Genomic DNA, 23764 nt, shown 5'->3' with positions numbered 1-23764 from the left:
TATGGCAGATCAAACGAACACGTTGCTTCGCATTGAAAATATCGAAAAGTCTTTTGGCGACACGACGGTGCTCAAAGACATTTCAATAGACGTCGCACAAGGCGAACTCATTACGTTTATTGGCCCGAGTGGTAGCGGGAAAACGACATTGCTCCGCATCGTCGGTGGATTTCACGATCAATCGTCAGGGGAGATTGTCATAAGTGGGGCGTCTATGAATGGCGTGCCCCCAGAAAAACGGGAGACCGGCATGGTGTTTCAAAACTATGCCCTCTTTCCGCACATGACGGTTTACCAAAACGTCGAATACGGGTTAAAGATTGCAAAAGTCACGAAAGAAGAGCGCCGCACGAGAATTGAAGAAGCGCTCCAACAAGTTCATTTGCACGAGTACGCCGATCGCAAGCCGAGCGAACTGAGCGGTGGGCAACAACAACGTGTAGCGATCGCCCGTTGCCTCGTTCTTAAGCCGAAAGTGCTCCTATTGGACGAGCCGCTTTCCAACTTGGACGCCAACTTACGTGCGTACATGCGAGATGAGATTCGTCGATTAAAAGAAGAACTGAACCTTACCATCATCTTTGTCACCCACGACCAAGATGAAGCATTAAGCATTTCGGATCGTGTTCTCGTTCTCGACGGTGGTCTCGTGCAACAACTCGATGACCCGAGCACGGTCTATCAACAACCGGCCAACGAATTCGTCGCCAACTTCGTCGGCTATGCGAACATTATTGAAGGTACGGTCGAAGCCGGTGTATTCAAGGCAATAGAAGAAGAAGGGTTTCAATTAAACGTCAATGGGTTGGATGCCAAATCCAAACTCGTCATTCGTCCAGAACACTTTGAAGTGACCGAAGACGGACCGATCCATGGCAGAATTACAAAAACCGTCTATCATGGTAGCTACACGAGATGCTCCGTCCAAATCGGACAACTTGAGCTGCTCGTAGACGCTAGAAAAGAAAACATAAAAAGAGATATGGACATCCGACTGTCCCATCCCACGCATCTGCATTTTATAGATTAGTAGAACGCGCCGCCACCGCTAGAAGTGGTCACAGAGAAAAATAGCACGAATCACGAGGTCCGGTCTATGTGGGGATTCCAGCAACAAGTCGTGTATTGATCTTAATTGATCCCATCGTAAAACCGTCTATGTGAGGATATAACCTTTCAATGTGGGGATTCCTGCTAAATAACGACATATCAATAATTAAAATCCCACATAGACCCTGTCTATGTGGGATTTTATATATCTAAAATGAGGGGACGATTTTACGCCCGCTGGGGTTGCACAATTTATACCGATTCTACGATCGTGGCAACACCTTGGCCGCCACCGATGCAGAGGGAGGCGACGCCGGTTTTTGCGCCTCTTCGTTTCATCTCATGAATGAGCGTGACGAGCACGCGAGTCCCGCTCGCACCGATCGGGTGTCCGAGGCTGATTGCGCCACCATTCACGTTAATTTTCTCACGCGGGAGGTCTAAGTCGCGTTGGACGGCAAGGGACTGGGCGGCGAACGCTTCGTTCATCTCGAACAAGTCGATGTCGCCAACAGATAGACCTGCTTTCTCCAGCGCTTTTTTCGTGGACGGTACCGGACCGATGCCCATCATACGCGGGCTCACGCCGGCGCTTGCATTGGCACGAATGCGCACGAGGGGCTGGAGGCCAAGCTCGTTAGCTTTTTGTTCACTCATGACGAGCACAGCGGCGGCGGCATCGTTTATACCGGAGGCGTTTCCTGCGGAAACGCTGCCGTCTTTCTTGAAGGCAGGGCGCAGTTTGCCAAGCTTTTCGGCGGTTGTACCGGCGCGGATGTGTTCATCTTGCAAAAAGCGTTTCGGGTCGCCTTTTCTTTGCGGAATTTCAACCGGCACAATTTCGTCTTCAAACGATCCAGCTACTTGAGCTTGCTCGGCTTTTTGGTGACTCCACGCGGCGAACTCGTCTTGTTCTTCACGCGAGAAGCCATACTCATCGTTAATGTTCTCGGCGGTAATGCCCATATGGTAGTTTTCCATCGCACACGTTAGCCCGTCTGCCACCATGCTATCGACGAATTTCTGGTCGCCCATGCCGAAACCGCTTCGGGCATTCATCGTAAGGTACGGTGCTTGGCTCATGTTCTCCATTCCGCCCGCAACGACAATCTCTGAATCTCCGGCGAGAATCGACTGCACGGCCAAATGGACTGATTTCAGCCCAGAACCGCACACTTTGTTGATCGTCATGCTCGGCACAGATTCTGGTAATCCAGCACGGATGGCTGCAATTCTTGCTGGGTTTTGACCAATGCCTGCTTGCAAGACGTTGCCCATGATCACCTCATCGACTTGGTCGCCAGACACACCTGCTCTCTTTAACACATCTTCAATGACGGTTTTGCCGAGGTCGGGGGCGGATACATCTTTCAAGCTGCCTTGAAAGCCGCCGATGGCCGTGCGCACGGCGCTTACGATCACTACGTTATCACTCATTTATGAAGAGCTCCCCTCTTTTAGAGATTCATCGAGTGTGAACGACGCTTCGGTGCTCGCTCGAACCGCTTGGATGTCATGTCCGTTCAACACTTCACGTAGGACCATACCCTCATCGGTGAAATCGAAAACCGCCATATCGGTAATCACGCGATTCACGACACCTTGCCCAGTGAGTGGCAGGTCGCACTGCTTTTTAATTTTGGCTTCGCCGTGTTTGTTCGTATGACTCATAATGATGACCACTTTGCGGGCACCTTGGACGATGTCCATCGCTCCGCCCATGCCTTTCACCATCTTGCCAGGAATCATCCAGTTCGCCAGATCACCAGACTCCGACACTTCCATGCCCCCGAGAATCGTCAAGTCCACATGGCCGCCACGAATCATCGCAAACGACTCCGCATTATCAAAAAACGCAGCCCCAGCCTTGGCTGTCACCGTCTCCTTGCCCGCATTAATCAAATCAGGATCTTCTTCGCCTTCAATCGGGTAGTTGCCAATGCCTAACATCCCATTTTCAGAATGTAAGAAGATGTTTTTGTCGGCAGGAATTTTGTCGGCGATCATCGTTGGCATTCCAATGCCTAAGTTGACGATCATTCCTTCTTCGATTTCTTTTACCGCTCGATTGATAATAATTTCACGTGTATCGCTCATCGTACGTTCCTCCTCTTCTTATGCGTGGGCTTTACGGACGGTCCGCTTTTCAATTCTTTTTTCATAGTTTTGTCCGAGCAATAGATCTTGAACGTAAATGCTCGGAGTGTGGATGTAATCCGGGTCCAAGTCGCCCACGTCAACAAGTTCTTCCACTTCGGCAACCGTAAACGTGCCGGCTGCTGCAGCGAGCGGGTTGAAGTTTCGAGACGTTTTCCGGTAAATTAAGTTCCCGTATGGGTCACCTTTCCACGCTTTCACAAGGGCGGCATCGCCACGAATACCGGTTTCAAGAATATACATTTTTCCATCGATTTCTTTGTGCTCTTTCCCTTCTGCAATTGGTGTGCCGACGCCTGCAGGTGTGTAGAAACCGCCAATGCCTGCGCCGCCTGCACGAATGCGTTCAGCGAGTGTTCCTTGAGGCACAAGTTCCACTTCGAGTTCTCCACTTAGAAATTGCTGTTCAAACACTTTGTTCTCTCCAACGTAAGACGCAACCATTTTATCAATTTGCTTGTTTTGGAGAAGAAGTCCGAGTCCCCAATCGTCCACCCCGCAATTGTTGCTTACGATCGTGAGGTTTTTCGTGCCTTGATTCGCCAGCTCTACAATTGCGTTTTCAGGAATTCCGCAAAGACCGAACCCGCCAACGATCACGGTGTCACCGTCTTTGATTTTTTTAATGCTTTCCGAAAAAGAAGAAGATACTTTCGACATCTCAACTCTCCCTTTCTATGAAAAAAAGTGTGTTACTCACACTTTACTATAAGCGCTTACATAAGTAAAATAAATAAATAACATTTTAGTATTCCAAAAAGGAATGAGTGGAAGCCGATGAGAATGAAACAACTTCGATACTTCATAGAAGTGTACCAACAAATGAGTTTTTCACGAGCGAGTGGCGAGCTAGGCATCTCTCAACCCGCGCTCAGTAAAGTCATCGCGCAGCTCGAAGACGAGTTGCACGTGCAATTGTTTGATCGCTCCTCCCGCCAACTTCGTGTTACTCATGAGGGAGAAACGATGTATACGTATGCCCAAAAAGTGATGCGCGAAGCTGAAGACATGAAACGAGCCGCCGAAGACATCCGCCTGCACCGAAAAGGGCGCTTCACGTTTGGTCTCCCGCCTGTCATCGGTTCGAGCTTCTTTCCGCACATCATCTCCACCTTTAAAGACGCCTATCCTGACGCCGATTTGCGCATCGTTGAAGAAGGCGCAAAAGATATGGAACGTTCCTTGCTCGAAGGCAGCATCGACGTTGGCGTCGGCATTTTGCCGATTAATGAAGCGGCCTTCGACGTCGTGCCACTCGTCGAGCGAAAATTGCTGCTCGTCGTCTCGGAAAGCCACCCGCTCGCCGAACGTGAGCACGTTCCGCTCACAGCGCTTCGCGACGAAAATTTCTTGCTATTCATGCGCGGGTTCTCTTTGTACGACCGCGTGCGTGAAGCATGCATTGATGCCGGTTTTGAACCGAAGATTGTTAACGAAAGCACCCAATGGGACTTCTTGCTTAAACTCGCGCGGGAAAACATGGGCATCACTTTTCTGCCGGAAACCGTTCTTGCAGATGCCGCGACGAGCGGGATCAAAACGATCGACGTTCACCACCCGTCGATCCATTGGAACCTCGCTCTTATTCGCCGAAAAAACAGCTACCAATCCCCTGCTGCTGAGGAATGGATTCGCTGGGTGCGCGCGTACTTTGGGGATTGATGGTAAAGTGTCGCAAGTAAAAGAGTATTGGATAACACGGCTACGACGAGTTAATAGTTGATAAGCGCGTTTAACTAGCGAGGGTGGGAATCTTTATATTTTCATCGGTGAAAATTATGAGCAGAGGTTACGGTATGTATCTGACTCGATAACATCATCAGCCATATTTAAATTTCTCCTTCGATCCTTTCGGATGACGATAATGTATAGCCATTCAAAAACTTTTTTGAAATCCGTGTTGTAATGATCGCTCCATCTTCTCTTTACGTATTAGAGGATCGCAAAGGCGGTTCCATACAACTAGAATGTGGAAGGAGAGATTTTGTTGGACCCTCTATACGAGCCGTATCCATTGTCTCGAAAGTCTGTGTATGCTGAAAAAGGAATGGTAGCAACTTCCCAACCATTGGCTTCGCAAGCTGGTTTGGATATTTTGAAAAAAGGTGGTAATGCCATTGATGCAGCCATCGCGACTGCTGCATGTTTGACTGTCGTAGAACCGACAGGAAATGGGGTTGGTGGTGACGCTTTTGCGCTAGTATGGACGAAAGATAAACTACATGGTTTAAATGCCAGCGGTCCTGCACCGAGGTCACTATCCATTGATGCGCTACAAAGCGCTGGATATGAAGAAATTCCTGAACGAGGGTGGATTCCAGTGACTGTGCCTGGGGCGCCGGCAGCATGGGCGGAACTGAGTAAGCAGTTCGGCAAGCTTCCGTTAACAGAAGTGCTCAAGCCAGCTATTGACTATGCGGAAAAAGGTTTCCCGGTTTCCCCAGTCGTTGCACGTTTATGGGGTGAGGCTTATGACACTTTTTCTGAATTGGAAGGGACGGAATTCAGAAGCTGGTTCGACGCATTTGCTCCTTGTGGACGAGCACCTCGAGCAGGAGAAACATTTCGTTTTCCGGAACAGGCGAGAACGCTACGCGAGATTGCGAGTACGAACGCAGAATCATTTTATCGCGGAGAACTTGCAGAAGAAATTGAGCGTTTTGCCCAGCGATACGATGCCTATTTGACTGCTGATGATTTGGCTTCTTATCGTCCGGAATGGGTTGAGCCGATCTCTGTGGACTATCGGGGTCATAAGGTGTGGCAAATCCCGCCTAACGGTCATGGAATTGTCGGACTGCAAGCACTCCGCATGCTGGATGGGTTTGAATTTGCTGAGCGAGACACAGTGGAGACACACCATAAGCAAATGGAAGCGATTAAGTTAAGCTTTGCTGATGCCATGAAATATGTGACGGATCAGAGGTATATGGACGTATCGGTTGAGCAATTATTGTCTGATGAGTATTTGGAAAGCCGCCGCGGTCTAATTGGGGAAACGGCGCTTGAGCGAGAAGCGGGCAACCCTAAGATGGGCGGAACGGTGTATCTTGCAACTGCGGACAATGAGGGCAATATGGTTTCTTTTATTCAAAGTAATTATATGGGATTTGGATCAGGTCTTGTCGTGCCGGGAACAGGGATTAGCCTTCACAACCGTGGGTATGATTTCTCAATGGATAAAAGCCATGACAATGCTTTGCAGCCCGGCAAGAAAACGTATCATACAATCATCCCAGGATTCTTGTCGAAGGATGGCACAGCTGTAGGTCCATTCGGTGTTATGGGGGGGATGATGCAGCCACAAGGCCACGTGCAAATGATCATGAACACGGTTGATTTCAACTTAAATCCACAAGCAGCGTTGGATGCGCCGAGGTGGAGATGGAGAGACGGGAACACAATCTCTGTGGAAAAGACGTTTCCCACACATCTTGTTCACGCATTGCAAAAGCGAGGACATAATATTGAGATTTCTGCGAACTCCATCGGTGATTTTGGACGAGGGCAAATCATTTGGAGAGATTCTAAGACTGGAACGTTAATTGGGGGTTCAGAATCGCGAACCGACGGAAGCGTCTCGGCGTATTAACTATAGATACAGCAGTGACCGTACCTTTGTAAAAAAAGGGTACGGTCACTTTTTTTGAGAGGAATACAGATAGAAGTGTTATTGAGGGATGGATCCTTTGAGTCTTTCTATAAAAGGGTAAGATAATCCCGTAATTTCACGCACCGTAATATATAACCTAATTCCTCCGCTAACATCCACCGTTTTCTAGTATGATTCGACACACGCTCGTCTGCCCGTCCTGCTATAATGAGCGTAAACAGGCAAAGGGGCTGATGGTGTGAAGGTCGCGACGATTGGTGGTGGTTCAAGCTATACGCCGGAATTGGTCGAGGGGTTAATTGATCGGTATGAGGAATTCCCCGTTGAGGAGCTGTGGCTTGTCGATATTGATGAGGGGCAAGAGAAGTTGAACATTGTCGGCAATCTTGCGAAGCGGATGATTGAGCGGGCGGGAGTGCCAATCCGAGTGTTTTTAACGTTGAACCGGGAGGAGGCGCTACGTGGGGCGGATTTTGTGACGACACAATTTCGGGTTGGTTTGCTCGAGGCAAGAGCCAAGGATGAGCGTATTCCGTTGAAGTACGAGGTGCTCGGTCAGGAGACGAACGGTCCAGGCGGGTTGTTTAAAGCGTTGCGCACAATCCCCGTCATTTTACAAATATGCGAACAGATGGAAACGCTCTGTCCAAATGCGTGGCTCATTAACTTTACGAATCCAGCCGGCATGGTGACTGAGGCGGTGCTTCGATATTCGAATATTGAAAAAGTCGTCGGTCTATGCAACGTGCCGATTGGGATGGAGATGAATGTGGCGAAACGGTTTGATGTGGACCATGAGCGTGTTCGAATTCAGTTTGCCGGCTTGAACCACCTCGTCTATGGACTGGATGTGTTTGTGGATGGGGTAAGTATTAAAGAAGAAGCGATCCGCCGTTTGGGGGAGAGCAGTACAGTGAAGAACATAAAAGGTCAAGACTGGGAACCGGAATTCATCCGAGCGCTCGGTGTGTTGCCGTGTTCCTATCATTTGTACTATTACAAATCAAAAGAGATGGTAAAGAAGGCAATGGAGAGTGAGACGCGGGCGGAAGTGGTGCAGCGTTTGGAGGAGGAGCTGTTCGAGCGCTACAAAGACCCAGATTTATCTGTGAAGCCACCGGAATTGGAGGAGCGGGGCGGTGCGTATTATTCAGATGCAGCCATTCGTTTGATGACGTCGATTTACAATGATAAAAGAGACATCCAAGCAGTGAACACGATGAATCGGGGCGCAATCCACGGCATACCGTATGGATCAGCAGTAGAAGTGAGTTGCATCATTACGAAAGACGGCCCGGTTCCGCTCACGATTGGGGAGTTGCCAGTTGCTGTTAATGGGCTCGTCCAGCAGATCAAATCGTTTGAACGATTAACAGTCGAGGCCGCGGTGACCGGGGATTATGAGAAAGCTGTACTCGCTTTGGCGATCAACCCGCTCACGCCATCTGATACGGTTGCCAAGCAAATTGTTGATGAGATGCTTGAGGCGCATAGGGCATATTTACCTCAATTCTATTCTTCTAGTCCAAAATATACAGACTAATTTCCAACGAATGGATTATTTTATTCAAATAATGATTTATGCTAAGATATAATTGGTTGGTAGCCATTTTTGCTTCTCCCATACATGAGTATGGGAGAATTTTATTATATATAGAAACTATAAACTGGAGCCGTAAATGCTAGAGCTTGTCGATTGGATGGTTTTCCTGTAACGTGAAAAGTGTAACTATTTAGACAACACAGCGGAGGGATTTCGATGACGGAGATGGTATTGACGGATTTTTTGGATCGAGCGGTACAAATTTACGGTGACAAGCGAGCAATTATTGATCAAAATGATAACGTTTACACATATAAAGACGTGAACGACCGCGTCAATCAATTATCTCACGGTCTGCACTCGTTTGGTGTACAAAAGGGAGATCGGGTCGCGTACCTTGCACCAAATACGCTGGAAATGTATGAAGGTTTTTATGGTATTTTTCAGTTAGGTGCGGTCATGGTTTCTTTAAATACGAGATTGAAATCTGATGATTATTTATACATTCTCAATCATAGCGAGAGCCGGGTGTTGTTTGTTGACCACGAGTTATACTCGCTCGTCGAACCGATTATTCCGAAATTGGAACATGTGCAAACGATTGTCGTTCATGGTGCTAATCGTTCGTCTGGGGCGTATTACAGTTATGATGACTGGTTGGCAAACCAACCGAAAGAGCCATTCCAACGGGCAGAAGTGAGCGAAAATGACGTGTGTTCGCTTCTTTATACGAGTGGAACAACAGGCAAACCTAAAGGGGTCATGCTCACTCACCGGAACAACTACTTGCACGCACTTTCATCCATGCACCATCTACGTGTGAACGACGAAGATACATTAATTCATATTTTGCCAATGTTCCATGTGAATGGTTGGGGCTCGCCATTTTACTATACGGCGAACGGGGCAACGCAAGTGATGCAAAAGAAAATTGACCCTGCACAAATTCTCGAAAGAATGGAAAAATATAATGTCTCCGTCATGCATATGGCACCGACCGTGCTCGGAAGTTTGATGGATACGTACCTTGAAAAAGAGCTTAACATGAACCAAGACGTGCGCGTCGTCATTGCCGGAGCAGCGCCTCCACAAGCATTCGTCAAAACGCTTGAAGAAGATGTGGGCTGGCATTTCTACCAAGTGTACGGCATGACCGAGTCGACACCTCTCACACTCGCCTCGTACATGTCATCTGAAGACGGGGACCAAATCGGAGATGCCTACTATGCTGCGAAAGCCAAGCAAGGCTACGAGATGATTGGCACGAAAGTACGCGTGTTCGACGAGCACGGAGAAGACGTTCCGGCAGACGGAGAAACCGTTGGCGAGCTCGTCGTTCGGGGTCACGGCGTGATGAAGGGATATTGGAAGAACGACGAGGAGACGAAGACCACGATTCGTGATGGCTGGCTACACACCGGCGATATGGCGACGATTGACGAAAGAAATCGTGTTCAAATCGTTGACCGGAAGAAAGATATTATTATTAGCGGCGGAGAGAACATCTCGTCTCTCGAAGTGGAGGATGTTTTCTATCGTCATCCGGCAGTGAAAGAAGCAGCAATCGTGGCGAAGCCCGATGAGAAGTGGGGAGAGACGCCACATGCCATTCTTGTGTTGCGCGAAGGTCATGAGGCAACGGAGGAGGAGATGATCGGCTTTGTGAGAGAGCACCTCGCGCATTTCAAATGCCCACGTCACGTCACTTTTTTAGATGAATTGCCGAAAACGGCAAGTGGAAAGATTCAAAAAGTCTATTTGCGTGAAATGGTTTAATACCTCTCATTTCGTGTAATAAAGAATAGACAAGGAGTGATAAGCATGGCAAACCACGTGCAACTTGGTAAGTCTAACGTAAAGGCGCATCCGGTTGGGCTCGGCACGAATGCTGTTGGCGGGCATAACATTTATCCTGATATGCTTGATGAAGAAGAAGGACGCAATGTCGTGCGAACGGCCATTGACAATGGCATTACGATGCTCGACACAGCATACATTTACGGGCCGGAACGGTCAGAAGAACTCGTTGGAGAGGTCGTGAAGGAGTATGACCGCGAGAAAGTGATCATTGCGTCGAAGGCGGCACACCGCTTTCAAGGAGAGAACATGGTGTTCGATAACTCCCCTGCCTTCTTAAAAAAAGCAGTGGATGACAGTTTAAAGCGGATGCAGACAGATTATATTGATTTGTTTTACATTCATTTTCCGGATGAGGACACGCCGAAGGCTGAAGCGGTCGGGGCGTTGAAGGAGCTCAAGGACGCGGGCAAGATCCGTTCAATTGGGGTGTCGAACTTCTCACCCGCCCAGTTAAAAGAGGCGAACGCAGACGGCTACGTCGATGTGTTGCAAGCGGAATATAATTTGTTAAACCGCGGTGCTGAGACGGAGTTTTTCCCGTATACGGAAAAAGAGAACATCACGTTCATCCCGTACTTTCCGCTCGAGTCGGGGCTACTCGCCGGTAAATACGACGAGTCCACGACGTTCAACGACTTGCGAGCGAAGAAGCCATCGTTTCAAGGCGAAGCATTTAAAGCGAACTTGGCCAAGGTTGAGCGTGTGCGAGAAATCGCTGATGCAAAAGGAGAAGAGGTCGCGCACATCGTGTTAGCGTGGTACTTGACCCGGCCCTCTGTCGACGTAATCATTCCCGGTGCAAAGCGGGCAGATCAAGTGAAAAGCAGCATTCGCGCCGCAGAGATCAGCCTCACCCAAGAAGAAATCACCGCTATCGATAAAATCTTCTCATAAAGAAACGTCGCCGAAAGGCGGCGTTTTTTGTTTAGGATGGGGGAATCCCGTAGAGAGTGGGGCGGGTGATGGCGGAATGCGGGAAAGCTGGCGACCTTCGACACCGCTGGTGCCGAAGCGAGACCGCAATGAGCGAGGTGAGCGGGCCGGTGATCGAGAAATCTGCGCTCAAGTTAAAGCCAACTGCGCTCAAGTTTGGAGGATATGGCAGGAAAAGGGAGGAGAAACCGCAAACTGGAGCGCAGAATTGAAAAACTAGAGCGCAGATCGCACGCCAGGCAGAAGGGACGACGACCGGGAGACCGTCGGCACCTTCCCAACAACCTCCATAACTCCCTTTTTAATACAATTATGTATTTTTAACTCAATTTTGAATTGAATCAAGGTGACATCTTCTGTTTTAAAGCGCTTACATTATGGTATGGATCTTGCATAACGTAAGGCAAGTTCAAAGTGCAAGAGGAGGGTACGCATGAGAAGAAGATGGATCGGCGTTAGTGCGGTGGCGTGTTTACTCGGAGTGAGTGCATGTACTATAGGTGAGGATCGCGGGGACAATCAGCACGCGCACATTTCAGGCCCGACAGGCTCGGGGTGGTATCCGTTGTCTACATTACTTTCAGACATTTGGCTAGATGAGATTGAAGAGCTTGATGTGACGGTGGTGGAAGGCGGTGCAATCGGCAACATTCGTGAGGTGAATACGGCGAGGGATGTGCAATCAGGACTTGTATTTGCTTCGGATTTCATGGACAGCATCCAAGGTGCAGGCGCATTTGCGGGCGAACCGCAGGAAAATGTGAAGGCGATTGCTGCGTTTTACCCGACGATGTGGAACATTGCTGTGTTAGAGGATAGTCCATATGAAACGCTGGAGGACGTCGTTTTGCATGGTGCAGATGCGATCAATGGGAATCCTGGAGATGCGAGTGAAGCGACCTTTCGGAGAATTTTTGAAACGATGGGCTACGATGAGGAAGCGTTAGAAGAAGCGGATGTTTCGCTCAATTTCGGCGGATATGGCGATGCGGCCAATCAGTTGCGCGACGGGATCATTGATATTACTGTGCAAGGCGGTGGGCCAGGGGTACCGGCTCTAACTGAGGTCGATTCAACACGGTCGCTCCGATTGCTTGAAGTACCTGAAGATGTCATGAACGAAATGGATGAAGCAGGTTACGGCTATTCAACGGGAATGACCATTCCTGCAGGCACATATTCCAATCAGACAGAAGACGTTGACGCGCTCGCAAGCTGGGCGATGATGATCATGAACGATGCTGTGAATGACGACCTTGTGTACGAGATGACGAAACAAATCTGGGAGAGTGTCGATCGTGTCCAGGAAGAACAACCGAGTAGAGGGGCATGGTTTGACCCCGAGCATACATTTGATGTGATTGAAAATCCAGAAGAGAACATTCACCCTGGAGCACTTCGCTACTATGAGGAGATTGGGGCGTATGAAGGGGGTGGAGAGGAATGACCTCGGGTTTAAACGTAAAAGCTGACGGAAAAATTGATTTGACGATTGCTGAAGAGAAGATGAATACAGACATTGAACGGGCGTATTACAATCCAAAACAAGAACATTTTTGGAAGCGCTTACGGATGCTTATTATTGCTTGTATTGCGATTGGTCTTGCCGTTTATGTTCTATACTATGCGGCATTCGGAGGGTTTCCGGCGTGGCAACATCGAATGATGTTTACGTCAATTGGGCTCGTATTGTGTTTTAGTTGTTTCCCATATAAAAAAGGGAAGCAGCAAGGACACCCGATTTTTGATGTGTTGCCACTCGCCCTTTCTATTGGGCTTTTGCTTCATGGGTTTTTCGCATACCCAGAGATCGCTTTACGGCAAGGCGCTTCGAGTGTGTTTGATCAGGTTGTCGCGACGGTAATGATCTTTCTTATTATTGAAGGGGTAAGGCGAACGATCGGTCATGCGATGGCCATCTTGGCGTTGTTTTTCTGGCTGTATATTTTTATCGGGCCGATGTTTCCAGGTATTCTCGGTCACCAAGGCTTTAGTTATGGACGAATGACGGATGCGTTGTTCATTACGACAAATGGTATTTTCAGCGACCCGATTTATGTGGCATCGACAGTGCTCATCGTCTTTCTCATTTTTGCCGCTTTTATGATGCGCACCGGTGTCGGGCAGTTCTTTATTGAATTTGCGTTTGCGTTAACGGGCAGGATTCGTGGAGGCCCTGCACTGGCGTCCGTGTTGTCGAGTGGTTTACTCGCTACGATTACCGGGAACGGCGCGGCGAATGCGTCCATGACAGGTCCGTTTACGATTCCCCTCATGAAGAGAGTCGGCTATAGCAAAACGTTCGCCGGAGGAGTGGAAGCTGTTTCATCTCAAGGTGGGCAAATTATGCCACCTATTATGGGGGCTGCAGCATTTGTTATGGCAGAGTTTACAGGCATTCCGTACATCGAAATCGCCGCGTATGCGCTCATCCCTGCGTTGCTGTTTTTCATCGTCGTCGGAGCTGTCATTTATTTTCAAGCAAGAAAGCTTGGTTTAGAAGGAATTCCGAGAAGGCAGTTGCCGAGCTTGAAAGAAATTCTTTTGAAAAAAGGGTACCTCATCTTGCCGCTTGTCATCATTATCGTGTTGATGGTGCAAGGGACAAGTCCGATGAGAGCGGGGCTTTTCGCACTGGGAGCTGTACTCGTGCTTAGTCTACTGCGTAAAGAAAGTCGTTTGAACGTAATTGGGGTGCTGTCGGCATTAGAAGCAGGCATTAAAAACGCCATCCCAACGGTGATGGCGTGTGCAGGTGCAGGAATTATTGCTGGGTCGGTCATTATGACCGGGCTAGGGATGAGTTTTTCCCGATTTGCGATTGAACTTTCAGGGGGACAGCTTCTCCCGATGCTACTCATGATCATGGTCGCGTGTATCATTCTCGGGATGGGCATGCCAACAGTATCAGCGTACGTTATTCTCGCGACAGTGGCAGCCGGTGCGCTCGTACAATTAGACGTGCCCGTCATCGTCGCCCACTTTTTTGTTTTCTATTTTGGTATATTCTCAGGCATTACGCCGCCAGTGGCAATCACTTCATTTATTACTGCGGGCATTGCTGGGAGCAATCCGCTTCGTACGTCCGTCTACTCGCTACGCATAGGTATGGCTGGGTTTATTCTGCCGTATATGCTCGTCTACAATTCTGCTCTCTCACTTGAAGGAGAGGTTGGCAGCGTCATATTCGGGCTCATTACGGCGACGCTTGGATTAATTGCTTTTGCCGCCTTTGTTGAAGGGTGTATGTTAAAGAAAACAAACGTCATGGAGCGCGCAGCCCTCCTAATCGCCGCCGTCTTACTCGTGTACCAAGAGCTGTATACCGATCTTTTAGGCATCGCTATGATTGTTGCTATTCTCCTTTATCAATGGAGAAAACCGAATTCATACAAAAATGAATCGTCTGATACAGAATTGAATCAATAACTGTGCTGAACCGCAATAAACCCCTCCAATACGCACTGGCATGAACTTTGCAATTACTTGTAGGGAAAACAAGACATTGAGGAGGAACGAGCATGAATTTTAAATTAAGTGAAGAAAATGAGCAAATGAAAACGATGGTAAGGAATTTCGTAGATAAAGAGGTCGATTTGTATGCAAATGAAATCGAAGAAACAGAAGAGATTCCAAAACACCTCATTGATAAAGCGAAGGAATTGGGATTGTTCGGATTAAGCATTCCTGAGGAGTACGGAGGCATCGGTCTGGATACGGTCGGGAAATGCAACGTATTAGAACAACTCGGCCGCACCCACAATGCATACGTATCAATGATTGGTGCGCATACGGGAATTGGCAGCATGGGACTCGTTCGTCTCGCGGATGAGCATTTGAAACAAAAATACTTGCCTGACATTGCGTCTGGTGAGAAAATCGCTTGTTTTGCCTTATCAGAACCAGGTGCAGGATCTGACGCGACCAACCTATCCACAACAGCAGAAAAACGTGGCGATCATTGGGTATTAAACGGGACGAAGCATTTTATTACGAACGCCCCGTTTGCTGACGTATTTACCGTTTTTGCCCTTACCGATCGTGAAAAAGGCGCAAAGGGCGGCATTACCGCATTTCTCGTTGAGCGTAACTTCCCCGGCATTCATGTAGGGAAACCGGATAAGAAAATGGGGCTGCGCGGATCGAAAACCGCCCAAGTCGTGTTTGAAAATTGTGAAGTGCCAGCCGAGAATGTCATTGGCGAAGTTGGGATGGGCTATGTGAGCGCCCTTACGATATTAGGAGAAGGACGTGTGTGCCTCGGTGCTCGCTCGATCGGGTCATGTGACAAACTGATTGAACTGTCAACCGAATATGCATTAGAGCGAAAGCAGTTCGGCAAACCGATTGGAGACCAGCAAGCCGTTCAATTTATGCTGGCTGACATGAAAACCGAAACAGAAGCAGCAAGAGCGCTCACATACCGAGGCGCGTGGATGCTCGACCAAGGAGAGAAAGCCATTCAAGAATGCGCGATGGCAAAGCTGTATGCCACCGACGTGTACAATCGTGTCGCTGACAAGACTGTACAAATTCACGGGGGGATGGGCTACATGGCCGAATACCCTGCGGAACGCTATTACCGGGATGCCCGCATTACGAAAATCTATGAAGGGACCAATGAAATTCAACGCGTCATCATCTCCAAACAAATGCTCAAACAGCAGGCAAAGGTCATGAGCTAAATGCTTACAAAAGCGTGGCTCACCCATTACCCTGACGGTGTCCCAGAACGAGTTGACATTCCCGACATTTCCGTGGATGCATTGTTAAAACAATCGGCAACCCAATTCGGTGAACATACAGCCATCATCGATGACGGGCGAAAGATGACGTACGCCGAGCTAGATCAACAAGTCGACCAATTCGCCGCCGCTCTGCACGCACGTGGCTTAAAAAAAGGCGATCCGGTTTTGCTCATGTTGCCAAACAGCCATGAGTATATCCTATCGTACTATGCGATACTCAGAATGGGGGCGATCGTCGTACAAGTCAATCCGATGTATCAATCCCAAGAACTCGCTCATATGATCAGCATCGTGCATCCTCGCTTATTCATTGGCGAAACCAAGCAGCGCACAAAACTATCAAAATACAACATCCCATCCATTTACATCGATGGAGAAAACGAAACCGAAGACTTGTCCACCATCATTCATAATGCTGACACCTATCAAGACGTAACGACCGAGATTACCCCTGCTGAAGATGTAGCAGTCATTCAATTTACAGGAGGAACGACTGGCGTTCCGAAAGGCGCCATGCTGACGCATGCCAATCTTGTTGCGAACGTCATTCAAACGTTCGCATTTGCCAAAGGCACGCTCGTTCGGCCCGGTGAAGTATTTTTAGGGGTATCTCCATTTTTTCACGTTCTTGGGATGTCGAGCGTCATGAATCAGGGAATTTATGCCGCAGCCACAATCGTGACGATGAGGCGTTGGCGTGTGCAAGACGGTGTGCGGCTCATTAACGAGCACCAACCGACGTACTTTCCCGCCGTCCCAACGATGTATATTGGACTTTTAAACTATGCGAAGAAACATCCGGTATCGTTTGGCAATTTCAAAGTGATGACCGGTGGGGGAGCACCGATGCCTGTTGAAGTGATCCGTGGTGTCGAACAACTCACAGGTGCGGTGATATCGGAAGGGTACGGCTTGTCTGAAGCTTCACCAACGACTCATCGCAATCCGTATCACGGCTTGCGCAAAGTAGGGAGTATTGGTGTACCGCTTCCGAGTACGGAGTGCCGCATCGTGGACATTGACACAGGGAAGGATGCCCACATCGGTGAAGCAGGGGAGTTGCTCATTAAAGGACCGCAAGTGATGAAAGGGTATTGGGGTGAGCCTGAAGCAACGGAGCAACAGCTCAAGGACGGCTGGCTTCGGACCGGTGACATCGCCACTGTCGATGCCGATGGTTATTTTTATATCGTCGGTCGCAAAAAAGAAATGGTCATTGGCAGTGGCTACAACATTTACCCTAACGAAGTGGAAGACTTGCTCTATGCACATGAACACGTGCTTGAAGTGAGTGTATACGGCGTTCCTGACCCGTACCGCGGAGAAACGCTTGCCGCATCGGTCGTCCTTACCGAAGGGGCTGACACGACAGCCGAACAATTAATCAAATGGTGCATTGAACATTTGGCTGCGTACAAAGTGCCAGAGATCATTGAATTTCGTAGCGAATTGCCAAAAACAACTGTCGGCAAAGTGTTGCGAAGAAAGCTCGTTGAAGAAATGGTCGATAAACGAAAATAAACGAAAGCGGTGTGTATCACCGCTTTCGTTTATTTTTGCCATCTCGAGCACGATTGTCGGCGAATGAGTTGGTGGGGCACAATCACTTGCTCGGGTGAAGAGGTGCTGTCTTCGAGTTGCTTAAATAGCAGTTTCATTGCTTGTGTACCGAGCTCGAAGATTTGAATGTCGATGCTTGTGACCGGTGGTGAGGCGAGTTCGGAAATCATATAGTTGTTGAACGCGACGAGTGACAAGTCGTCGGGCACACGTAGCCCTAGCTCTTGGACAGTCCGCAAAATGCCGAAAATGACCATGTCTTCGGCAATGATTGCCGTCGGTGGCTCAGGGACGCTCATGACACTAATAAAGGCGTCCTGGCTACCAGTATGTTGGTCTGTATAATAGGCAAGATAGTCGTCGCGGACGGGCAAGTTCATTTGCGCGAGCGCTTCTTTGTAGCCGTATGTCCGGTCTTGAGATACGACGGCATCGGAGCGGTTTAAGATGAGACCGATGCGTTCATGTTTTAATAGTGTCAAATATTCGGTGGCGAGTCGCCCGGTGCGCACGTTGTCGTTATTTACATACCAGACGTCTTTTGGGTTCGTGACAGCGGGTCTGCCGAGCAAAACAAACGGAAAGTCTTGTTCGAGCAAGTAGTGTACAAGCCGGTCGTTTTCCAAAGAGAAGAGCAGGATAATGGCATCGACACGTTTCTCTTGAACCATGCGCTGCACTTCCTCGAACACTTCTTCGTCCGTCTGACTTGTCGTCAAGTACAGTCCGTAGTTCTTTTTGTGCGCTTCGGTGCTAATGCCGCGAATGACTTCTGGGAAGAACGGATTTTGAAAAGAAACATGAGCGGAGCTTGGCATCACAAGTCCGATCGTCTTCGTTAACTGGCTAGCAAGGCTGCGAGCGGTATGGTTTGGGTGATAGTTTAAGTCGGCAATGGCTTTTCGTACACGTTTCGCCGTTTCAGCACTGATCTTCGGGCTGTTTGCCAACACTCTAGAAACGGTTGATGTGGCTACTTTTGCTTCAGATGCAACATCTTTGATCGTTACGCTCATGTTCATGGTTCCTCCTCGGTCGTTACGCCCACCACATGTCAGATGCTGGTTCTTTTATGATGACAGACTGTAAGTTTCTTACAGCTGCTGCAAAGCCTTCTTCTATGGACATAATCGGATCTTCGTGCTCAATGCTAATGGCATGGTCATATCCGTACGTACGTAGGGCGCTAATCATGTCGGCCCAGTCGTAAACCGGGTGTCCGTATCCCACAGATCTAAATGACCAGGCGCGGTTCGGGACATCGGAATAAGGCTGCATGTCAAGGACGCCGTGGCGGTTCATATTTTCTTTGTTCATGTACGTATCTTTCGCATGAAAATGATGAATGAGTCCAGCTTCGCCTAGGATTCGGATGGCTGCGACCGGGTCAATGCCTTGCCACCACATATGGCTAGGGTCAAAGTTCGTTCCGATCACATTCCCTGTTTCTTGAGATAATTTTAGCATGGTATGTGGAGAGTGGACAGAAAATCCTCCGTGCATCTCAATGCCGATTTTTACCCCGTGATCTTCAGCCACTTTCGCAACATCTTTCCAATAAGGAATGATTTTTTGTTCCCATTGCCAGTCATAAATGTCGGAGTATTGGGTCGGCCACGGAGCGACAGGCCAATGGGTGACCGAACTGTTCTCCCCACTACCTGGCGTACCGGAAAATGTGTTGACGACGGGAACGTCAAGTTGGCTCGCGAGTTTGATCGTATTCATAAGCTCCTGATGTGCCGTTTCCGCTTCGTTTTTATCTGGGCTGAGTGGGTTGTTGTGGCAGCTGAGCGCGCTAATTTCCAGCTCGCGTTTCTCCACTTCTTGAAGGTATCTTTTTCTTGCATCGGCATCTTCTAGCAATGTTTCTGTTGGGCAATGATCGTTGCCTGGGTTTCCGCCTGCGCCGATTTCAACGGTTTCAAGACCGGCACTTTTTACAGTATCAAGCATCGTTTCAAAAGATTGTTGTGCGAATAAAACAGTAAATACACCTAGTTTCATCGTAGATCATACCCTTTCTTTCGTGATCGAGATTGTACGTTTTTCATTGGAAGATTCCAACGCCGCCAAGATGATTTCTAGCGACCTGAGGCCATCGGTGCCCGTAACAGGTGGTGCGTCTCCATTGGCAAGGCTGTGAATGAACGCATCAATCACTCCAGAGTTTCCTTGAGATTCGTTCGTTTGAATTTCACCGAGCTGAAGCGCTTCTGTTTCACCCTCTACACGATCAATAATGAGCGAGTGTTCGGGATCGTCTTCGCAGCGGATCATGCCTTTTTCGCCGTAAATGATCGTCGAATTATCTTCTGCAGCACGGTACGACCAGCTGGCCGAAAGTGAGATCAGTTTGCCAGTTTCTGATTGTAAAATGCACAAGGCGTTGTCTTCGACGTTGCCATGAGGTTTCGACAGGTTGCTCGTAAACGCAGACACTTCAGCAATCTCTTCTCCGAGAAGGAAGCGAACGAGGTCAGCTTTGTGTACGCCGAGATCACCGAGTGCGCCAACAATGGCTTTCGATTGATCAAAAAACCAACTGTCTTTGCCATCGGCACTCCAGCCTTCAGGTCCGCCGTGACCGAACGTTGTGCGCACGCTGTAAACTGCGCCAATCTCACCGCTTTTAATCAGTTCGCGTGCTTTCACATGAGACGGCACAAATCGCTGGTTATGGGCAATCATCAACGTTTTGCCGGAGCGTTTCTCCGCGTCAATCATTGCCTCAGCTTCTTCGACAGAAGCGGCCATCGGCTTTTCGCAAAGAACATGTTTGCCAGCATCCAATGCGGCAATGGAAATGCTCGCATGGTGTACGTTTGGTGCACAAACGCTAATGATATCCACATCACTCTCGAGCAGTTCTTCTACGGTCGTGTACGCACGTGCCCCGTATTGATCGGCCATTGCTTGTGCCCGGTCTTTATTTGGATCAAAAATCCCAGCGATTTCTGCGTGCTTATTTGCGTGATACTCTGGTAAATGTCGATGAACAGCAATGCTGCCGCAACCGACAATGCCTACTTTAAACGTCGTCATAAATGCCTCCTGCTAGTTTTCTTTTTGTCTTACCGTCCATCCGTTGCCTTCGTGCAACGTTTTATAGTCTGTAAGTTCTTCAGTTATTGAACCGATGTGTATGATGAGTGTTTCCTTCTCATTTCTACGTTCATAGGCGACACCGTCAGTGGTGTCAATGAACTGAAACGATCCGTCGCGAAGCGCAGCGTGTTCACGTCGCAACCCGGTCATCGCCTTGTAGAACGCGAATAGGTCGTGGTCTTGTTTTTCCTCGTCCCATTCCATCGTTTTCCGGCAGCCCGGGTCGTGACCACCGTCTAAGCCAACTTCATCGCCGTAATACACGCACGGCGTGCCCGGGAACGTGAATTGAAATAAGACAGCTTGCTTCATTTTCTCTTTATCGTTCTCACACAGCGTTAAGAGGCGGGCCGTATCGTGTGAATCGAGTAAGTTAAACGCAGCATTGGTCGTTTGCTCGGGGTAGGTGACGAGCAAACGCTCAATGCGTTGTTGGAATGTGGTTCGGTCAATGCGTTGTTTGCAGAAGTAATCCAACACCGCATTCGTGAATGGATAGTTCATGACAGCATCAAACTGATCGCCTTGAAGCCAAGGACCTGATTCGTGCCACACTTCGCCGAGTATGTAAGCGTCCGGATTGACATCTTTCACAACGTGTCTGAATTCACGCCAGAAAGCATGGTCCACTTCATTGGCAACATCAAGACGCCATCCATCTACGCCAATATCTTCAATCCAATAGCGGGCAACTTCTAGGAAATATGCTCTCACTTCAGGATTTTCAGTATTGATCTTCGGCATTTTCGGTTCAAAAGCAAATGTCCGGTAGTTCGGCTGCGGATCACTCGTTACAGGAAACTGAGGGAGGTGGAACCAGTCTTTATATTTTGAGTTTTCCTGCCTTTCCAGTACGTCTTGAAACGGTGGGAAGTAGTAACCGCTATGATTGAATACCGCATCAAGCAGTACACGGATGCCGCGCTCGTGACAACGATCAACAAGCTTTTTCAGCAATGCGTTATCGCCGAAATGTGGGTCAACGTTCATATAGTCGATCGTGTCGTATTTATGATTCGTTGTGGCTTTAAATACAGGTGTGAAGTAGATGGCAGTAATGCCGAGCGTTTCCAAATGATCAAGGTGGTCAATTACACCTTGCAAATCACCGCCGAAAAAGTTGTCGGGCTGGGGCTCAACCTCTCCCCAACGTTCTTTATTGGTAGGGCTTAACGAGTCATCGCCATTTGCAAATCGCTCCGGAAAGATTTGATAAAAGATCGCATCTTTCACCCATTCAGGTGGTCGAATGATGTCGATTTGATTTAAAAAAGGATAATGAAAGCAATCATCAAGGTTTTCTTTAGAACCCTTTGTGAAACCATTCTCGTGAAAAAGAACGTCTTCATTCGCATCAGATAATCGAAAGCAGTATGTGAGCCTTTTGTTCGGAGGCTGAATTTTAATTTCGTAATGGTCATGCCATTCATCTGAAGAACGACACACAAGCTTCTCCTCGGTCCGGGTTTCATCCCACGCATATTTATCACCGTAAATGACGTGAATGGCAGTTAGTGCATTGTTGGCCGTTCGTACACGTAAATGAACGGTACTTTCATCAATGGCGTAGGCCATATGGGACTTCGGTTCGTGCAAGACTGCAGCGAGTTGCATACACACCCTCCTCATTTTTTGTGCAATCGATACCATCATCATTTCACCAAATAATGAAACCGCTTACGTAATTGACAGTCGCTACCATACCGTCATTGTATGCCTTTTTATATTACGGTTCAATAGTAATTTTTATGTAATTTAAGAATCTTTAAAAAAACACTAGGCAAACGGGCGTATGTATGATTAAATAACTGTGAAAGCGGTTACTCATTCATTTTGTGCAAACGTTTGCTTAGAAATGACTTTAGGGGGAATGACTGAATGTCTAAAAAGTACGGGTTTTTATTTATGAGTGCAGTGCTCATGACTACCTTGGCAGCATGTGCACCAGACAGAGACGAAGAAACCGAAGCAGGTGGAGAAGTATCAGAAGGGGAAGAGCCAGATAAGCCAGATTCCCTTCATGTATGGGTAAATGAAGAAGACGATCAGATCGCAGCCGTTCAAACGATCGTAGAAAGATATGAAGAAGAAACAGGCATTGAAGTGCAATTAACGTCTATGGATATGTTCGATCAAGTGGAGAACATTGCGCTTGATGGACCGGCAGGATCTGGACCAGACATCTACTTTGCGCCACATGATCATACAGGGAACTTAGCGGTTCAAAACTTGGCTGAACCTCTAGAATTAGGGGAATACGAAGATCGATTTACTGAGGAAAGCATCCAAGGGATGACGTATGATGGCGAAGTTTACGGTGTACCGCTCGTATCTGAAACGTACGGTTTGCTGTACAACACGGAGCTCGTTCCTGAAGCCCCAACAACGATTGATGAGCTTGAGGCGATTGCTGAAGAGTTAACCGATACATCGCAAGATGAGTTTGGCTTTTTGATGGAACATAACAACATGTATTTTGCTTACCCATTCCTGACTGGGTTTGGCGGCTATATCTTCGCTGAAACGGACGGAGGTTATGATACGTCTGACATTGGTCTCGCAAATGAAGGAGCGATTGAAGGTGTCGAGCGGATGCAAACGTGGAGTGAGAACGGTTGGATTCCACCATCGATCGACCCAGAAATTCAAGATGGTCTCTTTACAGATGGAAATGTTGGGGTATCGTTAACCGGACCGTGGAACATCCCGTCGTATTCAAGTGCGATTGGTGAAGAGAACTTAAGGTCTGCACCGTTACCTGAATTACCAAACGGTGAAGTTGCGCCGTCATTGATTGGGTTCAAGTCGTGGATTCTTTCGCCATTTTCTGAAGAGAAATATTGGGCGCAAGATTTGATGATCTTTATGACTGAAGATGAGAACAACATGGAGTATTACCGTGTCGCCGGTGAGATGCCTGCGGTAACGCACTTGTTGGAGGACCCAGAAATTGCGGATGATGAATTGATGCAAGGGTTTGCTGAGCAAATTCTTAACGGTTCACCGATGCCGAACGTTCCGGAAATGAATCAAGTGTGGGAGCCAATTGGTGATGCGCTACAATTCTCAGCACAAGGGGAAGATCCTGAAGAAGTGTTAGAAGAAGCCGTCGATTTGATCCATGAAAACATTGCAACGATGGGTAACTAAATAGAAGAGAGAGGGGCAAAATGCTCCTCTTCTTATCATTCA

At 48.3% G+C, this 23764-nt stretch carries 18 protein-coding genes; 11 read left to right on the top strand and 7 right to left on the bottom strand.

Translation table 11 applies throughout. From position 1 onward, the window contains the following. The first annotated feature begins 1 nt into the window (after window position 1). Window positions 2-1030, top strand: a complete 1029-nt coding sequence (locus ACE1TF_RS05690; RefSeq protein ID WP_375015039.1) for an ABC transporter ATP-binding protein — start codon at window positions 2-4, stop codon at window positions 1028-1030. Between the two features lie 272 nt (window positions 1031-1302). Here ACE1TF_RS05690 and ACE1TF_RS05685 read toward each other — a convergent pair whose 3' ends face one another. The 3 genes from ACE1TF_RS05685 to ACE1TF_RS05675 are packed head-to-tail and all read right to left on the bottom strand — an operon-like array spanning window position 1303 to window position 3867. Continuing rightward, window positions 1303-2487 carry an acetyl-CoA C-acetyltransferase gene (locus tag ACE1TF_RS05685; RefSeq protein ID WP_375015037.1) on the bottom strand — a complete coding sequence of 395 codons (1185 nt, stop codon included), beginning with the start codon at window positions 2485-2487 and terminating at the stop codon, window positions 1303-1305. After that, window positions 2488-3147: a 3-oxoacid CoA-transferase subunit B gene (locus ACE1TF_RS05680; RefSeq protein WP_042429012.1), complete on the bottom strand. Its 660-nt coding sequence runs from the start codon at window positions 3145-3147 to the stop codon at window positions 2488-2490. An 18-nt stretch (window positions 3148-3165) separates the two neighbouring features. Beyond that, on the bottom strand, window positions 3166-3867 hold the full coding sequence (locus ACE1TF_RS05675) for a CoA transferase subunit A (protein ID WP_375015034.1): 702 nt from the start codon (window positions 3865-3867) through the stop codon (window positions 3166-3168). Window positions 3868-3984: 117 nt separating this feature from the next. Between ACE1TF_RS05675 and ACE1TF_RS05670 the strand changes: the two genes are divergently transcribed. From ACE1TF_RS05670 to ACE1TF_RS05630, 9 genes are all read left to right on the top strand, one after another. After that, window positions 3985-4869: a LysR substrate-binding domain-containing protein gene (locus ACE1TF_RS05670; protein ID WP_375015032.1), complete on the top strand. Its 885-nt coding sequence runs from the start codon at window positions 3985-3987 to the stop codon at window positions 4867-4869. 319 nt (window positions 4870-5188) lie between these two features. Continuing rightward, the gene (locus ACE1TF_RS05665; RefSeq protein ID WP_375015663.1) at window positions 5189-6799 is read left to right on the top strand and encodes a gamma-glutamyltransferase family protein; all 1611 of its coding nucleotides are present in this window, start codon (window positions 5189-5191) and stop codon (window positions 6797-6799) included. Window positions 6800-7058: 259 nt separating this feature from the next. Further along, window positions 7059-8363: a 6-phospho-beta-glucosidase gene (locus tag ACE1TF_RS05660; protein WP_375015030.1), complete on the top strand. Its 1305-nt coding sequence runs from the start codon at window positions 7059-7061 to the stop codon at window positions 8361-8363. Between the two features lie 216 nt (window positions 8364-8579). Further along, on the top strand, window positions 8580-10139 hold the full coding sequence (locus ACE1TF_RS05655; RefSeq protein WP_375015028.1) for a long-chain-fatty-acid--CoA ligase: 1560 nt from the start codon (window positions 8580-8582) through the stop codon (window positions 10137-10139). Between the two features lie 45 nt (window positions 10140-10184). Next, entirely contained in the window at window positions 10185-11117 is a 933-nt protein-coding gene (locus ACE1TF_RS05650; RefSeq protein WP_042403364.1) for an aldo/keto reductase, read from the top strand. 472 nt (window positions 11118-11589) lie between these two features. Then, window positions 11590-12603: a TAXI family TRAP transporter solute-binding subunit gene (locus ACE1TF_RS05645; protein WP_375015026.1), complete on the top strand. Its 1014-nt coding sequence runs from the start codon at window positions 11590-11592 to the stop codon at window positions 12601-12603. Then, on the top strand, window positions 12600-14585 hold the full coding sequence (locus ACE1TF_RS05640; protein ID WP_375015024.1) for a TRAP transporter permease: 1986 nt from the start codon (window positions 12600-12602) through the stop codon (window positions 14583-14585). The genes ACE1TF_RS05645 and ACE1TF_RS05640 overlap by 4 nt, the downstream gene beginning before the upstream one ends. 92 nt (window positions 14586-14677) lie before the next feature. Further along, window positions 14678-15841: an acyl-CoA dehydrogenase family protein gene (locus ACE1TF_RS05635; protein WP_375015022.1), complete on the top strand. Its 1164-nt coding sequence runs from the start codon at window positions 14678-14680 to the stop codon at window positions 15839-15841. Beyond that, window positions 15842-17425, top strand: a complete 1584-nt coding sequence (locus ACE1TF_RS05630; RefSeq protein ID WP_375015020.1) for a long-chain-fatty-acid--CoA ligase — start codon at window positions 15842-15844, stop codon at window positions 17423-17425. 29 nt (window positions 17426-17454) lie between these two features. Here the strand turns inward: ACE1TF_RS05630 and ACE1TF_RS05625 are convergent, their stop codons facing one another. Genes ACE1TF_RS05625 through ACE1TF_RS05610 form a run of 4 tightly spaced genes read right to left on the bottom strand, consistent with a single transcriptional unit; the run spans window position 17455 to window position 22186 of the window. Continuing rightward, window positions 17455-18480, bottom strand: a complete 1026-nt coding sequence (locus ACE1TF_RS05625) for a LacI family DNA-binding transcriptional regulator (RefSeq protein WP_375015018.1) — start codon at window positions 18478-18480, stop codon at window positions 17455-17457. Window positions 18481-18502: 22 nt separating this feature from the next. After that, window positions 18503-19471, bottom strand: a complete 969-nt coding sequence (locus ACE1TF_RS05620) for a sugar phosphate isomerase/epimerase family protein (RefSeq protein ID WP_375015016.1) — start codon at window positions 19469-19471, stop codon at window positions 18503-18505. 6 nt (window positions 19472-19477) lie between these two features. After that, the gene (locus ACE1TF_RS05615; RefSeq protein WP_375015014.1) at window positions 19478-20509 is read right to left on the bottom strand and encodes a Gfo/Idh/MocA family protein; all 1032 of its coding nucleotides are present in this window, start codon (window positions 20507-20509) and stop codon (window positions 19478-19480) included. A 12-nt stretch (window positions 20510-20521) separates the two neighbouring features. Then, window positions 20522-22186: a glycoside hydrolase family 13 protein gene (locus tag ACE1TF_RS05610; protein ID WP_375015012.1), complete on the bottom strand. Its 1665-nt coding sequence runs from the start codon at window positions 22184-22186 to the stop codon at window positions 20522-20524. A 264-nt stretch (window positions 22187-22450) separates the two neighbouring features. Here ACE1TF_RS05610 and ACE1TF_RS05605 point away from each other — a divergent pair, with 264 nt between their 5' ends. Next, entirely contained in the window at window positions 22451-23722 is a 1272-nt protein-coding gene (locus ACE1TF_RS05605) for a sugar ABC transporter substrate-binding protein (RefSeq protein ID WP_042403375.1), read from the top strand. Window positions 23723-23764: the final 42 nt, after the last annotated feature.

Source organism: Geomicrobium sp. JSM 1781026 (genome assembly GCF_041949955.1).
GTDB lineage: Bacteria > Bacillota > Bacilli > Bacillales > Marinococcaceae > Geomicrobium_A.
Note: the sequence above shows the minus strand (reverse complement) of the source record. Positions and strands in the feature narration are given on the sequence as shown.

Excerpts from the sequence above, each read along its gene's own strand:
- ACE1TF_RS05690 (WP_375015039.1), top strand. The coding sequence starts at position 2 with ATGGCAGATCAAACGAACACGTTGCTTCGCATTGAAAATATCGAAAAG.
- ACE1TF_RS05685 (WP_375015037.1), bottom strand. The coding sequence starts at position 2,487 with ATGAGTGATAACGTAGTGATCGTAAGCGCCGTGCGCACGGCCATCGGC.
- ACE1TF_RS05680 (WP_042429012.1), bottom strand. The coding sequence starts at position 3,147 with ATGAGCGATACACGTGAAATTATTATCAATCGAGCGGTAAAAGAAATC.
- ACE1TF_RS05675 (WP_375015034.1), bottom strand. The coding sequence starts at position 3,867 with ATGTCGAAAGTATCTTCTTCTTTTTCGGAAAGCATTAAAAAAATCAAA.
- ACE1TF_RS05670 (WP_375015032.1), top strand. The coding sequence starts at position 3,985 with ATGAGAATGAAACAACTTCGATACTTCATAGAAGTGTACCAACAAATG.
- ACE1TF_RS05655 (WP_375015028.1), top strand. The coding sequence starts at position 8,580 with ATGACGGAGATGGTATTGACGGATTTTTTGGATCGAGCGGTACAAATT.
- ACE1TF_RS05650 (WP_042403364.1), top strand. The coding sequence starts at position 10,185 with ATGGCAAACCACGTGCAACTTGGTAAGTCTAACGTAAAGGCGCATCCG.
- ACE1TF_RS05645 (WP_375015026.1), top strand. The coding sequence starts at position 11,590 with ATGAGAAGAAGATGGATCGGCGTTAGTGCGGTGGCGTGTTTACTCGGA.
- ACE1TF_RS05640 (WP_375015024.1), top strand. The coding sequence starts at position 12,600 with ATGACCTCGGGTTTAAACGTAAAAGCTGACGGAAAAATTGATTTGACG.
- ACE1TF_RS05635 (WP_375015022.1), top strand. The coding sequence starts at position 14,678 with ATGAATTTTAAATTAAGTGAAGAAAATGAGCAAATGAAAACGATGGTA.
- ACE1TF_RS05630 (WP_375015020.1), top strand. The coding sequence starts at position 15,842 with ATGCTTACAAAAGCGTGGCTCACCCATTACCCTGACGGTGTCCCAGAA.
- ACE1TF_RS05625 (WP_375015018.1), bottom strand. The coding sequence starts at position 18,480 with ATGAGCGTAACGATCAAAGATGTTGCATCTGAAGCAAAAGTAGCCACA.
- ACE1TF_RS05620 (WP_375015016.1), bottom strand. The coding sequence starts at position 19,471 with ATGAAACTAGGTGTATTTACTGTTTTATTCGCACAACAATCTTTTGAA.
- ACE1TF_RS05615 (WP_375015014.1), bottom strand. The coding sequence starts at position 20,509 with ATGACGACGTTTAAAGTAGGCATTGTCGGTTGCGGCAGCATTGCTGTT.
- ACE1TF_RS05610 (WP_375015012.1), bottom strand. The coding sequence starts at position 22,186 with ATGCAACTCGCTGCAGTCTTGCACGAACCGAAGTCCCATATGGCCTAC.
- ACE1TF_RS05605 (WP_042403375.1), top strand. The coding sequence starts at position 22,451 with ATGTCTAAAAAGTACGGGTTTTTATTTATGAGTGCAGTGCTCATGACT.